The organism is Vibrio sp. SG41-7 (genome assembly GCF_014164465.1).
Lineage (GTDB): Bacteria > Pseudomonadota > Gammaproteobacteria > Enterobacterales > Vibrionaceae > Vibrio > Vibrio splendidus.
This window is the reverse complement of sequence record NZ_JACJFF010000027.1, coordinates 1-16454: the sequence shown is the minus strand read 5'-3', so window position 1 is coordinate 16454 and position 16454 is coordinate 1. Positions and strand designations below refer to the sequence as shown.

The 16454-nt window shown below is 42.0% G+C and carries 17 protein-coding genes and 6 pseudogenes; 9 read left to right on the top strand and 14 right to left on the bottom strand.

Features of this window, described 5'->3' with window-relative positions:
- Window positions 1-303 precede the first annotated feature (303 nt).
- A complete protein-coding gene (locus tag H5300_RS09710; RefSeq protein ID WP_259397666.1) occupies window positions 304-639 on the bottom strand; it encodes a hypothetical protein in 336 nt (111 codons plus the stop codon).
- A gap of 512 nt (window positions 640-1151) precedes the next feature.
- Window positions 1152-1241 (bottom strand): annotated as a pseudogene (locus H5300_RS09700) (type II toxin-antitoxin system prevent-host-death family antitoxin); the annotation flags it as partial.
- 294 nt (window positions 1242-1535) lie between these two features.
- Between H5300_RS09700 and abiEi the strand changes: the two are divergent.
- The 8 genes and pseudogenes from abiEi (at window position 1536) to H5300_RS09660 (ending at window position 7137) form a co-directional block, all read left to right on the top strand.
- The gene (abiEi, locus tag H5300_RS09695) at window positions 1536-2060 is read left to right on the top strand and encodes a type IV toxin-antitoxin system AbiEi family antitoxin (RefSeq protein ID WP_310736118.1); all 525 of its coding nucleotides are present in this window, start codon (window positions 1536-1538) and stop codon (window positions 2058-2060) included.
- Between the two features lie 14 nt (window positions 2061-2074).
- Window positions 2075-2965 (top strand): nucleotidyl transferase AbiEii/AbiGii toxin family protein, encoded by an 891-nt coding sequence (locus H5300_RS09690; protein ID WP_182795856.1) that lies wholly within the window; start codon window positions 2075-2077, stop codon window positions 2963-2965.
- 964 nt (window positions 2966-3929) lie between these two features.
- Window positions 3930-4382 (top strand): excisionase family DNA-binding protein, encoded by a 453-nt coding sequence (locus H5300_RS09685; protein ID WP_182795855.1) that lies wholly within the window; start codon window positions 3930-3932, stop codon window positions 4380-4382.
- Window positions 4382-4729 (top strand): PIN domain-containing protein, encoded by a 348-nt coding sequence (locus tag H5300_RS09680; protein ID WP_259397665.1) that lies wholly within the window; start codon window positions 4382-4384, stop codon window positions 4727-4729. Before H5300_RS09685 ends, H5300_RS09680 begins: the two co-directional genes overlap by 1 nt.
- A 538-nt stretch (window positions 4730-5267) precedes the next feature.
- A complete protein-coding gene (locus H5300_RS09675) occupies window positions 5268-5438 on the top strand; it encodes an acetyltransferase (RefSeq protein ID WP_113796389.1) in 171 nt (56 codons plus the stop codon).
- Window positions 5438-5839: pseudogene (locus tag H5300_RS09670) on the top strand (type II toxin-antitoxin system death-on-curing family toxin). The gene H5300_RS09675 and the pseudogene H5300_RS09670 overlap by 1 nt, the downstream one beginning before the upstream one ends.
- A gap of 520 nt (window positions 5840-6359) precedes the next feature.
- A pseudogene (locus tag H5300_RS09665) lies at window positions 6360-6631 on the top strand (DUF4160 domain-containing protein).
- On the top strand, window positions 6625-7137 hold the full coding sequence (locus H5300_RS09660; protein WP_108167897.1) for a DUF2442 domain-containing protein: 513 nt from the start codon (window positions 6625-6627) through the stop codon (window positions 7135-7137). The pseudogene H5300_RS09665 and the gene H5300_RS09660 overlap by 7 nt, the downstream one beginning before the upstream one ends.
- Window positions 7138-7239: 102 nt before the next feature.
- Here the strand turns inward: H5300_RS09660 and H5300_RS28470 are convergent.
- The 3 genes and pseudogenes from H5300_RS28470 to H5300_RS09645 all read right to left on the bottom strand — a co-directional run.
- Window positions 7240-7404: pseudogene (locus tag H5300_RS28470) on the bottom strand (type II toxin-antitoxin system YafO family toxin); the annotation flags it as partial.
- A 125-nt stretch (window positions 7405-7529) separates the two neighbouring features.
- The gene (locus H5300_RS09650) at window positions 7530-7823 is read right to left on the bottom strand and encodes a hypothetical protein (protein WP_102458569.1); all 294 of its coding nucleotides are present in this window, start codon (window positions 7821-7823) and stop codon (window positions 7530-7532) included.
- A 108-nt stretch (window positions 7824-7931) separates the two neighbouring features.
- Complete coding sequence (locus H5300_RS09645) at window positions 7932-8303, bottom strand: hypothetical protein (protein WP_220503468.1); 372 nt, start codon at window positions 8301-8303, stop codon at window positions 7932-7934.
- Between the two features lie 550 nt (window positions 8304-8853).
- Here H5300_RS09645 and H5300_RS09640 point away from each other — a divergent pair.
- Window positions 8854-9156 carry a hypothetical protein gene (locus tag H5300_RS09640; protein WP_310736117.1) on the top strand — a complete coding sequence of 101 codons (303 nt, stop codon included), beginning with the start codon at window positions 8854-8856 and terminating at the stop codon, window positions 9154-9156.
- Between the two features lie 232 nt (window positions 9157-9388).
- Here H5300_RS09640 and H5300_RS09635 read toward each other — a convergent pair whose 3' ends face one another.
- The 9 genes and pseudogenes from H5300_RS09635 to H5300_RS09605 all read right to left on the bottom strand — a co-directional run.
- Window positions 9389-10744 carry a Fic family protein gene (locus tag H5300_RS09635; protein ID WP_182795853.1) on the bottom strand — a complete coding sequence of 452 codons (1356 nt, stop codon included), beginning with the start codon at window positions 10742-10744 and terminating at the stop codon, window positions 9389-9391.
- Window positions 10745-10995: 251 nt separating this feature from the next.
- Window positions 10996-11196: pseudogene (locus tag H5300_RS09630) on the bottom strand (transposase); the annotation flags it as partial.
- A gap of 173 nt (window positions 11197-11369) precedes the next feature.
- Entirely contained in the window at window positions 11370-11609 is a 240-nt protein-coding gene (locus H5300_RS09625) for a hypothetical protein (RefSeq protein WP_182795852.1), read from the bottom strand.
- Window positions 11610-11891: 282 nt separating this feature from the next.
- Window positions 11892-12017, bottom strand: coding sequence for a hypothetical protein (locus H5300_RS27890; protein ID WP_259397664.1), 126 nt, complete (start codon window positions 12015-12017; stop codon window positions 11892-11894).
- Between the two features lie 171 nt (window positions 12018-12188).
- On the bottom strand, window positions 12189-13424 hold the full coding sequence (locus H5300_RS09620; RefSeq protein WP_182795851.1) for a type II toxin-antitoxin system HipA family toxin: 1236 nt from the start codon (window positions 13422-13424) through the stop codon (window positions 12189-12191).
- A pseudogene (locus tag H5300_RS28325) lies at window positions 13417-13521 on the bottom strand (transcriptional regulator); the annotation flags it as partial. The pseudogene H5300_RS28325 and the gene H5300_RS09620, both read right to left, overlap by 8 nt.
- Before the next feature lie 292 nt (window positions 13522-13813).
- On the bottom strand, window positions 13814-14071 hold the full coding sequence (locus tag H5300_RS09615; RefSeq protein WP_259397663.1) for a helix-turn-helix domain-containing protein: 258 nt from the start codon (window positions 14069-14071) through the stop codon (window positions 13814-13816).
- A gap of 275 nt (window positions 14072-14346) precedes the next feature.
- On the bottom strand, window positions 14347-14805 hold the full coding sequence (locus tag H5300_RS09610) for a hypothetical protein (protein ID WP_182795849.1): 459 nt from the start codon (window positions 14803-14805) through the stop codon (window positions 14347-14349).
- The coding region (locus tag H5300_RS09605; protein ID WP_182795848.1) for a hypothetical protein at window positions 14802-16454 on the bottom strand (1653 nt) is incomplete at its 5' end. The genes H5300_RS09605 and H5300_RS09610, both read right to left, overlap by 4 nt.

Here is a 16454-nt window from a genome sequence, read left to right as displayed (position 1 = left end):
TGCACGGCCATGCTTTCTCTATTTTTAGCCACGACAGTCGAATCACCGATAAGCACGCATCCGAAAATCTGTCCCGAATTCGTCAAATGTGCATGAACTTTATTAATATTTTAGAGAGGGAAGGTCACCTTTTTCTGTCAATAGAGTTTGATGAACACTTGCGTGTCAAAAGCTTAGAAGTTGTTAATGGAGTTCAATACAACTTTGGGGTTGTTAGGTGAAAGAGTGAAAAACTTAGAAGAAATGACCTTGCTGAGTCGCGAAGAGGCACTAAGCTATTGTGATGGTAAAAAACAAAGGATCCTAAAAATCAAAAGCCAAGGCTCCTTCGTGAATTCGTCTTATCTCTTCTAATGCAAGGGCGCTGATGTTTTGCCTATCCGTTTCTTGCTCGTGGCTTATCAGTGATTCTATGATATCAAGGGGCGGTGACTCTGGTGTCAGTATGACTTGTTTAACTATCTCCTTTATCTTCGCTCGATATTGCAGGCGCTGTTGATCAGGTTTTACTAACTCTGGTTTCACACCTAGGTATTCTTTTGTTGAACGCTCGTACGCCCATAAATACAGATCACGAAGAAGGTCGAGCTGACATTTTGCAAGCGGCCACCCGCTATTATGTCGAGCAATTGGGTTCAATTAGGCCATGCTGTTATTGAATTAGCTAAAGATAAAGAGCTTACTTATTTGCAGGCCTTTTTACTTTATCCGTCGAACTCCATCCTTTAATTACCCATTTCAAACACAATCAGGAAAACAACTCAGACGGATCTATTTGAAAAAAACGGATTGTTAAAGCGAGACGTCTCAATACGCTGCTTTAAGCGCAACTGTAATTGCTTAACCGTTTTGATCTCTTGGCATTCAGCCAGGAGATCTTGTGCTTCTTTGTGCAAATTATCACTGTACTCTCGTAACCCTTTCTGACGTGACGCTTTGTTCCCCCCCCCCCCACCAAACCGTTGCCAAATGATACTTTTGATATCACCACCATGCTGAAGCTCTTGATGATCCATATTCAATTGCTCAATTTTTTCAGTCAGCGTCACTTTTAAGCGTTCAAGCATCCCTTCATCCATCACCATCTCATGCTCAAGGCGAATTCCAAACCGCTGACCATGGAGGAAGTGCGTACTTTCGAACCTTGTATGAGTAATGACTGTTGTATCTGCGTCATTAACGACACCGTCTAAAACAGCTTTAAGAGCATTTCTCGCTTCAGTAAAAGATACGATTCTCATAAGAACCTCCACATGTACGTTTAACGGAACAAAAATAGTCTTCACTACTCTACTTGTACAGTCAGCTGAACATGCGATATTGATCATCCGCTTGCGCAACCCCGCTCCTCAGGGGCAGGCCGAGCAAGTTGTAACAAGCATGGATAATTTGTATTGAAAAATGGCAGCCGCCTCCAATAACCAAGTTTCCTTGTCAAATATATGTCCTGTATTTTTTCTGATGGATACCACCATTTCTTTTATCCACAACATGGTCTACACTAAATTACAGATTAAGTAACTTAGTGTAGACCAGTGACTAAGGTAGAAAAACTAATTTCAGCGATGGCTGAATCAAGTAAATTTGGCAAAGGCGTATTCAGTAAGGCTGAACTTGCCTACCTTCTCAATGTCGAACAAACACCCCGTTTTAACAAATTTCTGTACGACTGTGTTAAAAAAGGCACCATTAATCGAATCGCTAATGGTCTCTTTGAAAGCACAATCACCCCTCCAAATCCCCGAACTGCAATATATGAAGTCGCCCGTAAATTAAGGCCTGGCTACCTAAGTTATATAAGTTTAGAGAGTGAATTATCACGTACTGGAAAGATATCTCAAATCATTATGGATCGCCTGACTCTAATGACTCGGGGGCGAAGTGGGACATTTAAAACTCGCTACGGAGTGGTTGAGTTTACACATACTAAGCACAAAGTATCACAGCTTGAAAATGACCTATTCTTCGACGAAGAGGTGAAAATGTATCGAGCTATGCCTCATCGAGCATTAGCCGATTTAAAAAGCTGTAAACGAAACCTACAAATGATAAATCACTAACTAGGCTCTCTACTATGCTAAAACAAAAAATAGACGAAATTCTAAAACGTAACCCTGAGTTAGCACCCGTTGTTGAAGTGATCGAAAAAGAGATACTTCATCATGATATTTTGCATGTCATGACAGAACACGGGGCACTACAAAGACTCACCTTCATTGGCGGTACCTCACTACGCCTTTGCTACAACAGCTCTCGGTTATCTGAAGACTTAGACTTTAATGGTGGTCATGATTTTAAGCCATCGATGTTTGATGGGCTTGAGGATGAAATACAGAGCTTTTTGCAAAAGAAACATGAGACACCTGTATACGTCAATAAACCTAGCCCAGACAAGCAAGGGAATACATCATCGTGGAAAATCAGCATCGAGAAAGAACCAAACCGTGCTGATCTGCCCAGACAGAAAATGCACATTGATGTTTGTGCTTTACCCTCTTTCGATTTGACAAATCGAGTGCCTATAAATCACTACGGAATCGACACACAAACAGAAGGTATGCTGATCCGTTGTCAAACAATGGACGAAATTTTAGCGGATAAATTCATTGCTCTAGCATACAGGGCAAGGCGAATTAAGCCCCGCGATGTATGGGATATTGTGTGGCTAAATCAAAGAGGCATTGAGGTCAATAACCAGTTAATCAACAACAAACTAGAGGCCCGCGACAAAGAGCGCGATGATTTTTTGATTGCGCTGGGCAGGCAAATAAAAAACCTAACTGAAAATGATGCAGTCAAGGCAGACTTCAACAGCGAGATGAGTCGATTTGTCCCTCAAACATTGCAAGCAAAAACGCTTGATGTACCTGGGTATTGGGACTATGTGAGAGAAACGATTAGTCGCATGGGTAAGAGAGTTTCACAACCAAGCTCACCAACAAATAAATTTGATATGAGCCTTTAGCTTTATCTGAGGTTGCTGTCTCATTTCGCAATGAGCATACCCCGTAAAGTCTTAAATATTATAGATGGCACTGTTAATTTCAAGATTTGGCACCGTTGCTGTGATTACTATGTTAACGCTTAAAGCTAAATAATCTTACGTATGCTGGTAAACGCTCTCATGAAAAACAACTCATAGAGAGACCACCGTCGGCAGTATTCTCACCGTTTGAAGTTTTAATCCAAGGCTTGTAGCGCCTTAGGGCTATTTTCACTCAGCCCGAAAATCCAAATAAAATTAGAGACTTACCATGATGGTGTCACCCTGAGACACCATCATGGTAATTGAGGCCCCTTTGAGACAGTTTGCATTACCGTGCACATCGCAACCGACTTGTGCCGATGTCTTGAAAAAGACGTGCCCCCCCTCCAAATTCCCCCGAGCTTCGCCTCTGCCCCCAAGCCTAGGATGCGCCTTCGATCGAATTCGCCAAGTACCGCCAAGCTTGAAAGCTTCTTCTGCTCCGTTAGGTGACCTTTCTACGTCCACCTCATTGACCGCCTCTAGACGTTAGTCGTTAGTCGTTAGTCGTTAGGACGTTAGATATCGCCTTATGAGTTTGAGTCAGAATTTGATAGCGGCAGATTTGACCTAAGCAATAAAGGGGGGGATTTCAGAGGGAGAACGTGCAAGGGGAGGACTTCAGTCTGTGAAGTGGAAGTTATTGTTGAGTAGACGACGTTTACGCACTCGTGGTTAGTTTTACTCATCCACGACATATCGAAGTACTATGATTAAAGATAGTTAAGCATGCATTGATAGACATTAAACTAAGCCGACTACGAGCACTAAGTCCAACGATAATGTGACATTCTCTTATTTTCGAATATTTCGAATGTTGACTTATTCGAATATTTCGAATAACCTCATGGTATGCAGATTTGTATACCATGACATCAGAAACTAAAAACTAGAGAGAAACACAATGAATACTGCTACAAAATTGCCAAGCGCTGAAGAAATGGCACTGGCCAAGCTTGGTAGCCAAGAGTTGTCAGCCGTTATAGAAATTAATGGTGAGGCTCAAAGGATTAATGTTGTCGATAAGTCTGGTAAGACTCACGAAGTCACTATTCCAGCAAGCGCATTAAATATGATGATCGAGGTGCTAACTCAATTAGGTCAAGGCAACTCTGTTAGCATCACACCTATTCATGCGGAACTCACAACGCAAGAAGGTGCTGATATGCTAAGCATGTCTCGTCCTACTTTCATTAAGCTTCTGGATTCTGGTGATATTTCGTTTAGTCGTACTGGCAACCGTAGAAAGGTAGCTTATGCTGATCTTATGGAGTACAAGCACCGCCTAGAAGAGAACAGACTAGCTAATCTTGCTGAACTATCGGCATTAGACCAAGAGATGGATATGGGATATTAATGGCGTCATATACGGTAATTCTAGACGCATGTGTCATGTATCCAGCTCCGCTTCGAAGCTACCTAATGTACTTGGCCAACACTGGCCTGTTTAGAGCGCGATGGACAGAACAAATACATGATGAATGGACTCGAAATCTACTGAAAAATAGGCCAGAGCTAAATACAGAACAACTGCAAAGAACTCGACAGTTAATGAACGCGAATGTTCCCGACTGTTTGATTGAAGGGTATGAGCCTTTAATTGATGGCCTTACTTTACCCGATGTTAATGATAGACATGTTGTAGCTGCCGCAGATTCTTGCAGACATGGGCGTTTCACCCTGAGACACCATCGTGGTAATTGAGGCCCTTTGAGACAGTGTGCATCGCAGTGACCATGGCAACCGACTTGTACCGACGCCATGAAAAAGGGGCTCAATGAGAGCGCCAAGTACACCCCTTGCATCGTTCCTTTTTCGTTTGATATTCGATATGAAGTGACACCCAATATGGGCTAAAACAGGGGGGCATTTTGATATCTCGCCCAGAACAATGCACGTGCGCATACTGCCAAAGCGTCGAATACCTCATCAGTGCTCTTAATCGTGACAAGATGATGTGAAGATCACTATCATAAAGTGAACTGATCACCGTTTTTTCTGCTGGCGCTGTACCAGACAGAGGGGGATGTTGTTGGTGTTAAGGGCAATAGCGATGATAACAAGATTATGGCTTGTACTCGCTTTACACGGGTAGCATGTTCAGTTTAGAAGGCGTTTTTGTTGACAGTGCAGTCATTTCGTTGAGTCATAGCGTTGCTTCGCCACCTCACACGACGTTATGTTTTTTGGGTGGGTTGATAGTATAATGTCTTTTAAATGGTTACTTTAGAGGTGAAGGTCGATGAATAAGAAAATTGAATCTTATGGTGTGGGCGCGGTTGAAAGACCTAGAGTTAAAGCCACAAAAAAACTCGATTTATCAGGAGTTTACGGACAGCAAATTGTTAAATCAGAGTCCAAATTAGCATTGAGAACCCACAGAAAAGCGTTTGAAAAACTGGCTCATATGTAATGGACATTATTTGTTTTCCATTCGAGCGAGTCATAGAAATCAATACATTCATACTCGATACTGAGCCTGGTATGAATGGGGCCGTCGATATTCCTAAATTGCAAGGCGCTTTAGGTAGGATTGATAATGCTATTGTCTATGATGGTTTAGACGATATTTTTGAGATTGCTGCAAAATATACGGCTAGTATTGCGGTAGCCCATGCGCTTCCGGATGCAACTTAACGAACTGGATTAATGGTGGCTCTTGAGTACTTATCTCTAAACGATTATGAGTTGACCAGCGATAACGAGTTGTTGGCTGATGCCGTTCGAGACCTAGTGCTCGCTGATATCTCGGAAACCGATTTCGCAGATATTTTGTATGCTCAATATGCGCAAGAAAACAACCTCGTTGATTAAACAGAATGGAAGTGTTGCGCAACCTGATCTGCATCATCAATACTGAATGACAAGTAAAGTGATTTCTGTACTTGGATAAGTATCAGAATTGGTTAGCAGTCAACAATATAATAAGAACCATCTACAACAATGATAAAAACTTGGAATCAGCATGCTGTACATCCATTTATTGAAGCTCGGTTGATGACCACTGGTACAATACCCAAACAAGTATATCCCCTTTAATGACCTAGTACTCACCGCTCTGACATCGCTACAAAACCAGGAGTGAAAATCAAAATGCTTTTTCCGGTAATTGAGGCCCCTTTGAGACAGTTTGAATCGCAGTGACCATGGCGACCTGCTTGTAAAAAGGCGCTCAATGAGAGCCCTAAGTACGCCCTTACGCCGTCCCTGCCCCAATCTATCTTCAAGATGCCCACCGAAGCATATTCACCGCTTAGACGATGCCGCATGCAAACACTGTCTCTTTTAGGATACAATGTTATAGTTTAAACAGATTGGATACTTAGAGATTGCTATGCCGGAGATAGATGCATTGCTTGGCCTTTCATTTTGTTTGTACTTTTTTGATAACAAGCAACATAAAACACCTCACATTCATATCAAATATGGTAGTTATGAGCCAATCGTAGCAATTGAAACAGGTGAAAACTTAGAAGGTTATTTACCAAACAAGCAACGAAAACGAGCAGAATCACACATTGAAAACAATCGAGAAAAACTGATGACCATGTGGAAAAAAGCAGCTGCTGGTATTAACCCAGGTAAATTATAGGTGACGTATGTTAAAAGTAATTGATGTTGATTTGATCGCTGACTTTACGCTTGAGCTTACTTTTAGTGACGGCTATATCGGTGAAGCAAACTTAACTGAGTATTTTCAAAAAGAAGCATTTAGCCATGTACCTGATTTTAAAAAGTTTGCATTAAAGGCTGACGGCTCCCTTGATTGGAGTGGTGTTGAACTATCAGCGGCAACGTTAAAGGAAATCACGGTTGGCCGTTATACTGAATCGGGTTTAACGCCTTTTGACGTTAAAGAAATGGAAAGAGTAATCAAGCAGGCATCATGGGATTCAATGCAAGAAGGTCGAGCTGACATTTTGCAAGCGGCCATCCGCTCTTATGTCGAGCAATTTGGTCACAATGCTGTCATTGAGCGCGCTGGTATTAGAAGTAGAACGAGTGCTTATCGTTCATTAAAACCGGAAACAACACCCAGTTTTGGCACTTTGGTTCAATTAGGCCATGCCGTTATTGAATTAGCTAAAGATAGAGTGCCTACTTATTTGTAGGCCTTTTTACTTTGTCCGTCTAAATATTGATAAGTGTTGCGGTCCCAAAATGCAACAAAACTCAAGCTCGTCTATATCTCCTTATCCCCATCAATTGGGCACCTAAGAATACTCTTGGACAACACCGGAACTGGATAGATTGCTTTGGTAAAACTGGATAGAATTTAAGAATGGAGCATCAGTAGCAGCTAAGTGAATGTGCTTCACTTCTTCTGACTTCAGGATTGGTAATGTATTGGGATGATCATAAGCTTCATCACGACCAAAGAATTCTGGTTTTGACCAGCCTCCTTACTACTACCTAAAATCTTAAGTCAAAGAATGAAGCTCACTTTCAGTAAGTGCATCAATTCAGATCTTATGCTTAAAAACTCGAATATTTAATGACCTACTCACTCTTGAAACTCACCCAAAGTATTCTCATCAAGTTCTGTTAATGCTTGAGCATTCAGGTGACCAATGACTGCTAAGCGAGCACTCATTGGTCTAAACAATGAAGCAGAGTCAACATTCTTGCCTTCTAAAGCTTTCATTAGTCCTTCAAAAAAAGTGGCGCTCATCATATAACCAGCAGGCTCATTGTTCGATAAAACGACGACAGGCTCCCCTGATAAGCAATCTTTAAAGTGCTTTCTAGCTTCGCTTGATGACACTGCTTTTTCTGCATAAATGGTACTTGTTTTCATAGCACCCTCGCGTACTTAATATTGTTTATTTGTACATGATTGAGTTGCTTTGAACATCGAGTGTTTACAACGAAACACATGGCTCTTGTAGTGTAGCCGTGATAAATCTTAAAGAAAGCTTCGCTTAAACTTCTCATGGTTTTCGACATTCGACCTCAAATCTTCTTTATCCCAAATTTGAAGTTCCCACGGAAAGTAAAAGTTACTTCTATTTTTAAAATAGATGTGAAGTCCTTTATCGCCTTCCTTATCACGCAAATACCAGTTTTTCAAACCAAGTTCATCTTGCCAGTTATCCAGCTCTTCCATCACTTCTGCAATCTCGGACTTGGTTAATATAATCCTTGCCCCAAAAATATCATTGAGCCAATTGTTCACCGGATACTGATTGTCGCGCTCACTATAACGCGTAATTTTATCGTCGATACTTTCTCTTGTTTTTACTCGATAAAAGTATTTCAATTCAATATGGGATGTCATTAAATAGTCATTGATGCTTTCATGAAGCACCAATCGGTATTTATAGATATAAGAGAGTGGAACGTTCGAAATTGTCCTAGAGAGCTTCACTCGCTAAAACATCCCCTTATCGAAGCAAGATTCAGAAAACTCTTTGTGAATTCTATTAATCTCTTCAATGAGCTTTTTAACTTGTCCTTTCAGCCCACCTCCACTGGTTATAAATAATCTGATATCACGGCCTATGAATGGGAGTATAGCCATTTTGACAATGCTAGCTAAGGTGAAAAGATAAAGCTCAAAGACGACTTATCGAAAAGATCCCACTTGCCCTCTTGCGCCTTACGTATTTGTCAACGCTGTGTCCACTGAGTCTCGCCAAGGTCAAAATAGAATGCGTAATAACCAGCAGTGTCAAAGATAAGACAAACCCTGAGCGTGTTGATGATCCCCCCATCAATGGGCGATATTCTGATGGCCTTTTGGTTCGATAACGCTTGGTAAAATATTAGGAATCACACTTGGATTGCTATCGCTCTCGGTGAACGCCAGTACTGGCGTGGGGCTTTTTGTGGGGGATCCGTATTGGGGATTAAACTTCAAACACAATGACCTAAGGTTCAATGTCAGTTTGGACGATAATATGGGGGTTGGGATCGATAAAACCTTTGCCGTTAACGATACCCCTCTGTACCTCTTTATCGGCGGACAATATGTCGACAGGCACTCACACAGCATCGCCATCACCCCAGGTCTAGGGGCCGAGTTTAATGTTCGCCCGGTCAGCTTTTATGTAGACATCACCCCTGCGGTGTACCTCGATGAGTTGGACATAGAACTCGAAGCGAGAGCGGGATTTAGAGTTAACTTTTAGTCTTACCGACGGCTTTGTTTCCTAATTCGAGTTCAGGTAGAAACCGCCTAATATGGATAATTGTTAGGCGATTACTATCGTTTTGGGCATACCTAGCCCAGTGAGCTTGTTTAACGCTTTGATCATGGCGTAAGTTTCGCTAGATTCGCCGCTTTCCGTCAGTGTCATGTTTTTTACTTTCCACTCGCCTTAGCCGTAGATCTTCATCTGAACGGGCGGTGGATACTTTTTTCTACTCGTGTAATTGGCGCCACTTTTCTAGCTGAGACGGTCTTAGGCCATATCGTACCAATACCCCTTCGTGAATTCGTCTTATCTCTTCTAATGCAAGGGCGCTGATGTTTTGCCTATCCGTTTCTTGCTCGTGGCTTATCAGTGATTCTATGATATCAAGGGGCTGTGACTCAGGTGTCAGTATGACTTGTTTCACGATCGCCTTTATCTTCTCTCGATATTGCAGGCGTTGTTGATCCGGTTTTACTAACTCTTGTTTCACGGCTAGGTATTCTTTTGTTGAACGCTCGTACGCCCATAAATACAAATCACGAAGAAGCTCGATTCTATTCATTTCATACACACCAAGCACCGCTTTACTGTAAGCCTCTTCGGGGACATCTAAGAACGTAAGAGGACATAAGTTGGCTTTAAGCAACGGGATATTCGCAGCCAAACGTGAGGTGCGTTTATTAATATCAGCAAAGGGTTGCAAGTAAGGTAAATGCACCATGATAAAAAATGATTGCTCAAATGGATCGAGGATTTGATGGGCTTTATTCAGTATTGATTCCAGTTGAATCGAAAGCACCTCTTCGGATGACATTGGCTTATAAACGCTGCCCCCTATCTCCACGACATGACTGCGCACTCGCCCTTCATCAAACGGGTTGGCTAATAAGTTTTCGGAAAGCGCACTGTGTAAATTCAATATTGTAAAGCGATTGAACTCAACGGACTCGACATTATCAATCAGCAATTCAATCGCTGATTTATGATTTAAAATCATTTGTGTTTCGATGATGTCTTTTCCTTGTGCAAACTGACCATGCTCAATGAGCTCTACCGTGTCCAGACGACTGTAGGTATTCCCTTCAAGATGGCTTGATGCCCAAGATAAATCGATCAATAAACGGTTGTAGATATCTCTTCCATATGTTCCCGCAGGCTGTGTCGCATAAATGGTTTTTCCCATGCGGTGTAACTGACGACGAATAGGTTCGGAAAGGTAGTAAGTTTTATTTGGGGTGTAGTCATCTAAAAAATCACGTGAATAACCAATAGGATCACGCTCAAAAATAGGCTTACTTAGATAATTAAGAATGTCATAACTGTCCGGTGACAGTGGGATCGATTTGGGGAAGCCACCGCGCTCGCTATGGCTGGAATTGGGTATATCTTCTCTGACGAGACACGCAATGTATCGACGAGAGCGACCGTCACCAATGGCTTCTATCTGTTTTTCTTCAATAAGTTTGTTAAGCCAGCGCTGAAGCGTACGACGAATTAATTCTGGGTGAGCAATAATAATGTCTGAAATGGACACAGGGCGACACTGTTGCTCGATATAACGTTGGATTTCAAACCTATTCATGACAAACACCCTTTTAATTGTGACACTTTCACTGACTTGAGTGTCACAATTATGGCGTGGTTATCGTTTAGTGACAACCGTAGTGTCATAGTAAACAGAATAGTGTCATAGCAAGTAGAATAGTGTCACAGTCAATATAGGCTTTTTAGATTCATGCCGATTAACCTTACACTGAAACTATTCTTAGGACGAAGCTAACGTATGAAAGCCGTCAAACAAACAACTGAGGGTGCGAACACACTTTGATTAACTTATAACCCAAAGAAGACCCGAGCCCGATAATCGTCGTTCCAACCAGCTTTCTTCAACTTCACTTTTTGGCTTGGCGCACCACAATCGCATTGCTTCAGCATGTTCATCACAAAGCGCCTAAACAACGCAATATTTTCTACTGCCCCATCTAGCGTGATCCGTGATCTATCTTCTTTAAAAACAACATCTAAAGCGTAATGGTGACATGGGGAAAGCGAAAAAGAAGATAGCTTAGTGGACTGAGTACAATAGGGCTTTGTGCAATCGTGGTTAGGTTACGCTCTGGGTGGTTCGATTACGTTCTGGATAGAAGATTCAGGGTATCTTCTTCTGGCATTGCGTGCTCTTTGAGATGCAGGTTGTCGCGGCGGACTCAGTGAGAGGTGAGCTTGGCAATCATTGTGTCTCGTCGAATATCCAAAATCTCATCAATCAGCTTTTGCTTTGTATTTAAACCAAAGTGGCGCGAGTAGTTGTTTATCTGCTTTATTTCAGAAGGTTCCAGCTTATAAACGTGCATTTTTAACTGAGATTTAGCTTCACTTTTGATCATTCCACTGTTTTGGAGTAGCGCCACGATCTTGTCATCCAGAGGGTGCTTCACCTTTGACATATAACTTCTATTTATGGTGTTAATTGACTAAATATGGGAGGGGTAATTTAAGCCAGGGAGATGACACTAATATGAAACTGAGGCGAGAGCGTGCCTTTAACTAGCCAGTATGAAGCCCATAAGCAAGATAGGGACACACTAATTCCTCTAGTCCCGCTACCTGTAGGGCTTAAAGCCCATACAATAAAGCCACTTCGAACACGGTATATCAGTGTATGGAAGTGGCTTGATTTTAGATCATCAATTTTTAGTGCGTCCTGTTTTAGAACGCGGGTCTAAAACTTAATCTTCAATGATTGGCAGGTTGCCTTCTAGTACATCCAACATTGGCTGTTTCTCATAAGAGAATAAACCATACTGCGGGGCTCGAACTATAGAACGGTTCTTCGCTCCATGTAATCGCGACATAGAAGTCACCAAAATCACGCTGAACGTGTGACAATAAAGTGTGTGACAATAAAGTTCGAAACTCACTTTTGGACAACCTTGTTACGAACTTTATATTTCAGAGTTAACTCGAATAACCTCAACTACTGTAAAATCGTCTACGAAGTCATGGCGAATTAATTCATCCTATACTCACAGCGCCTTAAATTTTTCTAGCATACCCTTATCAATCTCCTTGATTAGATTAGGTGACAAGCCCAGGTGTTTGGCCTCATGACTAAACGAGCGTGTTGTTTCAAATATTTCCTCAGCCATAACCATAATCGCTTTCTTTGAAGACAACCCCGACTGAGCTGATAACTGGTCTAGTGCGTTCTTTGGCGTTCGGCCATTACCACCAAATGCCGTCATATGCTCTTTGTAAGGGTTAGGACTGTAAACAATGTCGTAGAAAGGCGATAGCGTCCAGTTATCGGCGTCACTGGCAAGGAAACTGAAGTTCTTACTGTGATCATCTTGGTTAACCGTTAGGTAATTAAACATGCAGCGTTTAATGAGCTTCTGAGACTCAGTGACACTGCACATGATGCGCGTAGCTTTAACTAAATCCACATAGTCCAAAGAAGGCTCTCGAAACGGTGCATCTAACAACCCACACGCAGAAATCATATGGATTCGACCGCCTTGCTCAGTGCAATCAAATCGTTCCTGCTCTAGCCAAAATCGTCCATTACCCGCATCAATTAAATCAAAGTCAGGAACCTCAATGCCGACATTACGGGCCATCTGCATGTAGCAATATTCGACTAATGATTCAGAGTGCTTCAAGTCAAACTTTTCAGATGTCAGCTTTACGATAAGCTTTGTTCCTAGTGCGTCATCTAATGTTGAATATTGCCCATTAGATAAACGTGTAACGTTCATTTTTGGCCTAGCACCCCCCGAACCACCCGTCTTCATCAAGTGCTCAAGCAAAGCAGACTCGGTGCCTTCAAACTCTTCAATCGCAGCTCGGCCAAGGGTAATGATATCAATCGACTCCTTGGACTCATCAAGTAAATCTAATTCAGGCTCATAGCTCAACGCACCCATGCACCTGTCACCCAAATAAGCCAATCGCTCTAGGGCGGTAACTTCCTTTGGGTTATGATCGTTCTGTCTAAATACACGATCCATGAGATAAAGGCCCCAACCATCAGGGAGACTATCTCCAAATACCCCATGAACGCCGTAATGCGGCCCTCTAGGCGCAACTTGTAGGCTTGTATCAGCCTTTAAATTGAACGGAGCTAGAGAGGTTGAGTGAGCGCCTAAATAAGCCTCATCAAATTGAAAGAAGCTTTGCTTACTATTTTCAACGAGCTTACCGACAAGTACCTTTTCACCTGTGCTAAGCGTTCGTTTTACGGTTAGGGCAGATTTAAGCATGACGAAGCACATCCTCAATTGATTTAAATTCAGGCTCAGACGACTTTGTCAGCTCTTTCACTTTTTTCAAGTCACCGACTGTCCCATAAAGCATGAGCAAGAATTAATTTTAATTGTTATGAATAATGAGAGAAGCCAACGATAGCAACGGATTCACTACTTTCTCAACAAATTCCCTATTTCTAAGCAAAACCTGAGAAAGTCTTCCAAAAATTCTCAACTATCTCATCAACTCGATCAAATCAATTGTCTACATTTTATTGCTAAGCAGCGCTCCACTATACAAGCAAACACACACCTTATAGCTACAACGCAATGTTCGATCATGTTAGCTTTGGATAGCTTCTCAATATCCTGCGAGCTTACCGGCAAGTACCTTTTCACCTGTGCTAATCATTCGCTTTACGATTAGACCTAAGGACATCATCTATGGTTTTAAATTCTGACTCAGACGATTTTGTCAGCCCTTTCAATTTCTTCAAGTCACCTAAAACTTCGAAAATTTGGAGAAACTGTCGTAAAGAGATGTTGCCTGTAGATTCAAATTTTCGGATCGTTGCGTAAGGCACGCCAGAGAGGGTGGCTAATTTTTGAACGCTGAGTTTATCTTTTTTGCGAGCAGATTTAACAAACGCCTTGAATTCCATTTGCAAATCATGAGAGGTATAGAGAGTTAACATACATGCCTTAATTTTTGCTATTAATATAGCAACTATAGCACTAAAATAAATTTATTTGCCACTATTGTGGCAAAACTGTAGTTGAAAATATCTCCTTTCTTTACATTCAAGATATGATGTCATTAGATTAGGTGTGAGGAAAGGCAGGCTATCAATGATCGTACAGATTCTAATCTAACGCCGTCTGAGCAGAAATGTGTTACGCCTCTATGCCTCTATTACACTTTGAGCTTGTGAGCGCGCTACTTGATTGGTATTACAACTGAGTTTTCATCTAATAATTCTTGCTGTAGGTCAAAAACCCTAAATCGGAGCCTCGCATTTTCAGCCTCTAACTGCTTTCTGGCTTCAACGGCATTATCTCGTTGTACCCTGTATTTATTCTTAAGCTCCTCGGTTTTTTTTAGTTCATATTTTAGCCTATCAATCTCAGATAAAGGGACATCGAGCTCAATATCGAAGCCTGTTGTCATCGCCTTATCGCGGTTAAGGTTGTATTCTTTGATAACAGGTTTGGCGTAGGCCACAAACTCCTTGAATTTATGGACATAGCTATTGCCAAGTTGAGCTTCATTATTGATTCGGTTCAACGTAAGTTTTCCCGTCGCTTTAACATGAAGCGGCTTACCATCTAATAGTCGCTGAAATGCATTGACCAGTAAGCCCTCAACCTTGCAAGTTGCTTTATACTCGACTTTCATGGCCACACCGCCTTAATATCATCATTGAAGTTCTCAAAAGGGATACTGTGTTTGACTAGAGTTGGCTCAATAGACTGAATCTTCTTTTTTCTGGCATCCAGAATCAACTCATTGGCATAATCACCCATGTCATTAATTGCCCTGAATGAAGCAATGAGGTTGTCCCGCTCCCTTGAAAGCCTTTTGGCCGCTTTATCAGTGATAATCTTATGCTTACAGGGGGCTTCAACAATATCCATCAGTGAGCAGAGGCGCTCACAATTGCGGTTGGTGCAGTAACCACCTGTAGGCAGCAATACAATGGATTTATCCCCCGTCCTTACCAAAGCAAGTAATTCACTGCGGGACATAACTATTTCTTCACCCTGAGCTAACCGCTCTGCTTTATTTTGAGCTATACGTTCACCTTCAGCACCACTTAAAGTATCGGATAAATTGTAAATTTCATCCCAAGCGTCCACCGCAGAACTTTCAATAGCCTCCTCAACTTCACTCATTAACTGAGCATCCATCAGTAACTGGTTGGTGCGTGCCAGTTCGCAGTAGTTCGCATACCAGTTGGACATATTTATATTGCGGTGTTTAAGCTGGTATTTGACTGTGAGTGCATTGCCCAGTCGATTTTTCACCATAAAGACAACAAAACTCCGTCGTAAATCATGTGGACTAAGCCTTGGTAAACCGCCGCCAACTTTTAAGCTCCCGATGCGGTCTGGATTTAACAAGTTGAATTCGCCAACGTCTTCAGCAGTTGCAGTAATGTTGAGCACCTTCATATTCAATGATTCACGGTTGTGGACACCGACAATCTTGTACTTTAGCGATGTTTTATTTATTAATGCTTCACTGTCATAAGGAATATCAGAAGAAATAAAGGCGCTCTCAAGGTCTTGTCGCTTAGCGTTATATTGGTCTTGGGTTAACTGACCTTTTTGATAGCCGTCACTCAGTCGCTCCAGCGAATATTTTCTTGAAGCCTGCGTAGCATCAAAAGCTAGCTCTAGTGCCAGTTTTGCGATAGGAGCTGTATTCCACGTAGTGTAAACCTTTTCGCCCTTATTTCCTTTTGTCGAAAACCCTGAGACCTTGGGTACAGCTGCAAATTTATCGTCATAGCTCTCTTTGTTCATGGAGAGCAACTCTTCCTTTCGGGCTGCGGAGAATAAACCGACACAGATAAAGCACATCCTTAGCAACGTGCCTAACCAATCACCTCGCCTGTGAAATGAGAAATTAGGGATAGCTTTTAGTTCAGGCCATTTCCTTGTTCTGTTACTCATTCTCGTTCTGAATGTTGCCATTTGCTTTTCGCTTAGGGTGCTCACATTTAGCGCTTTAAGCTCAGCGTTGAACATTTCATCCTGATAGGTGTACAGCTTATCCATTGCCGCTGAAATTTGGTGGCGATAGGGATGATAGGCTTCCACAAACTTAACAACTGTTTTTAAAATGCTGACATGAATCGCTTCAGGTAATGCGATAGCTTGCCCCTCTCCAGTATCAGGGGTGACCCACTTGGTATATTCTCGTTTATGGACATGGCGCGTAACAAGACTCGCTTTATACAGCGCATTAACCGTAGAGGCAAGTTGTCGGCAAGTACCTTCACAGCCAGTACGAAGTAATGCTTTGCAGCACACCTTCCATTC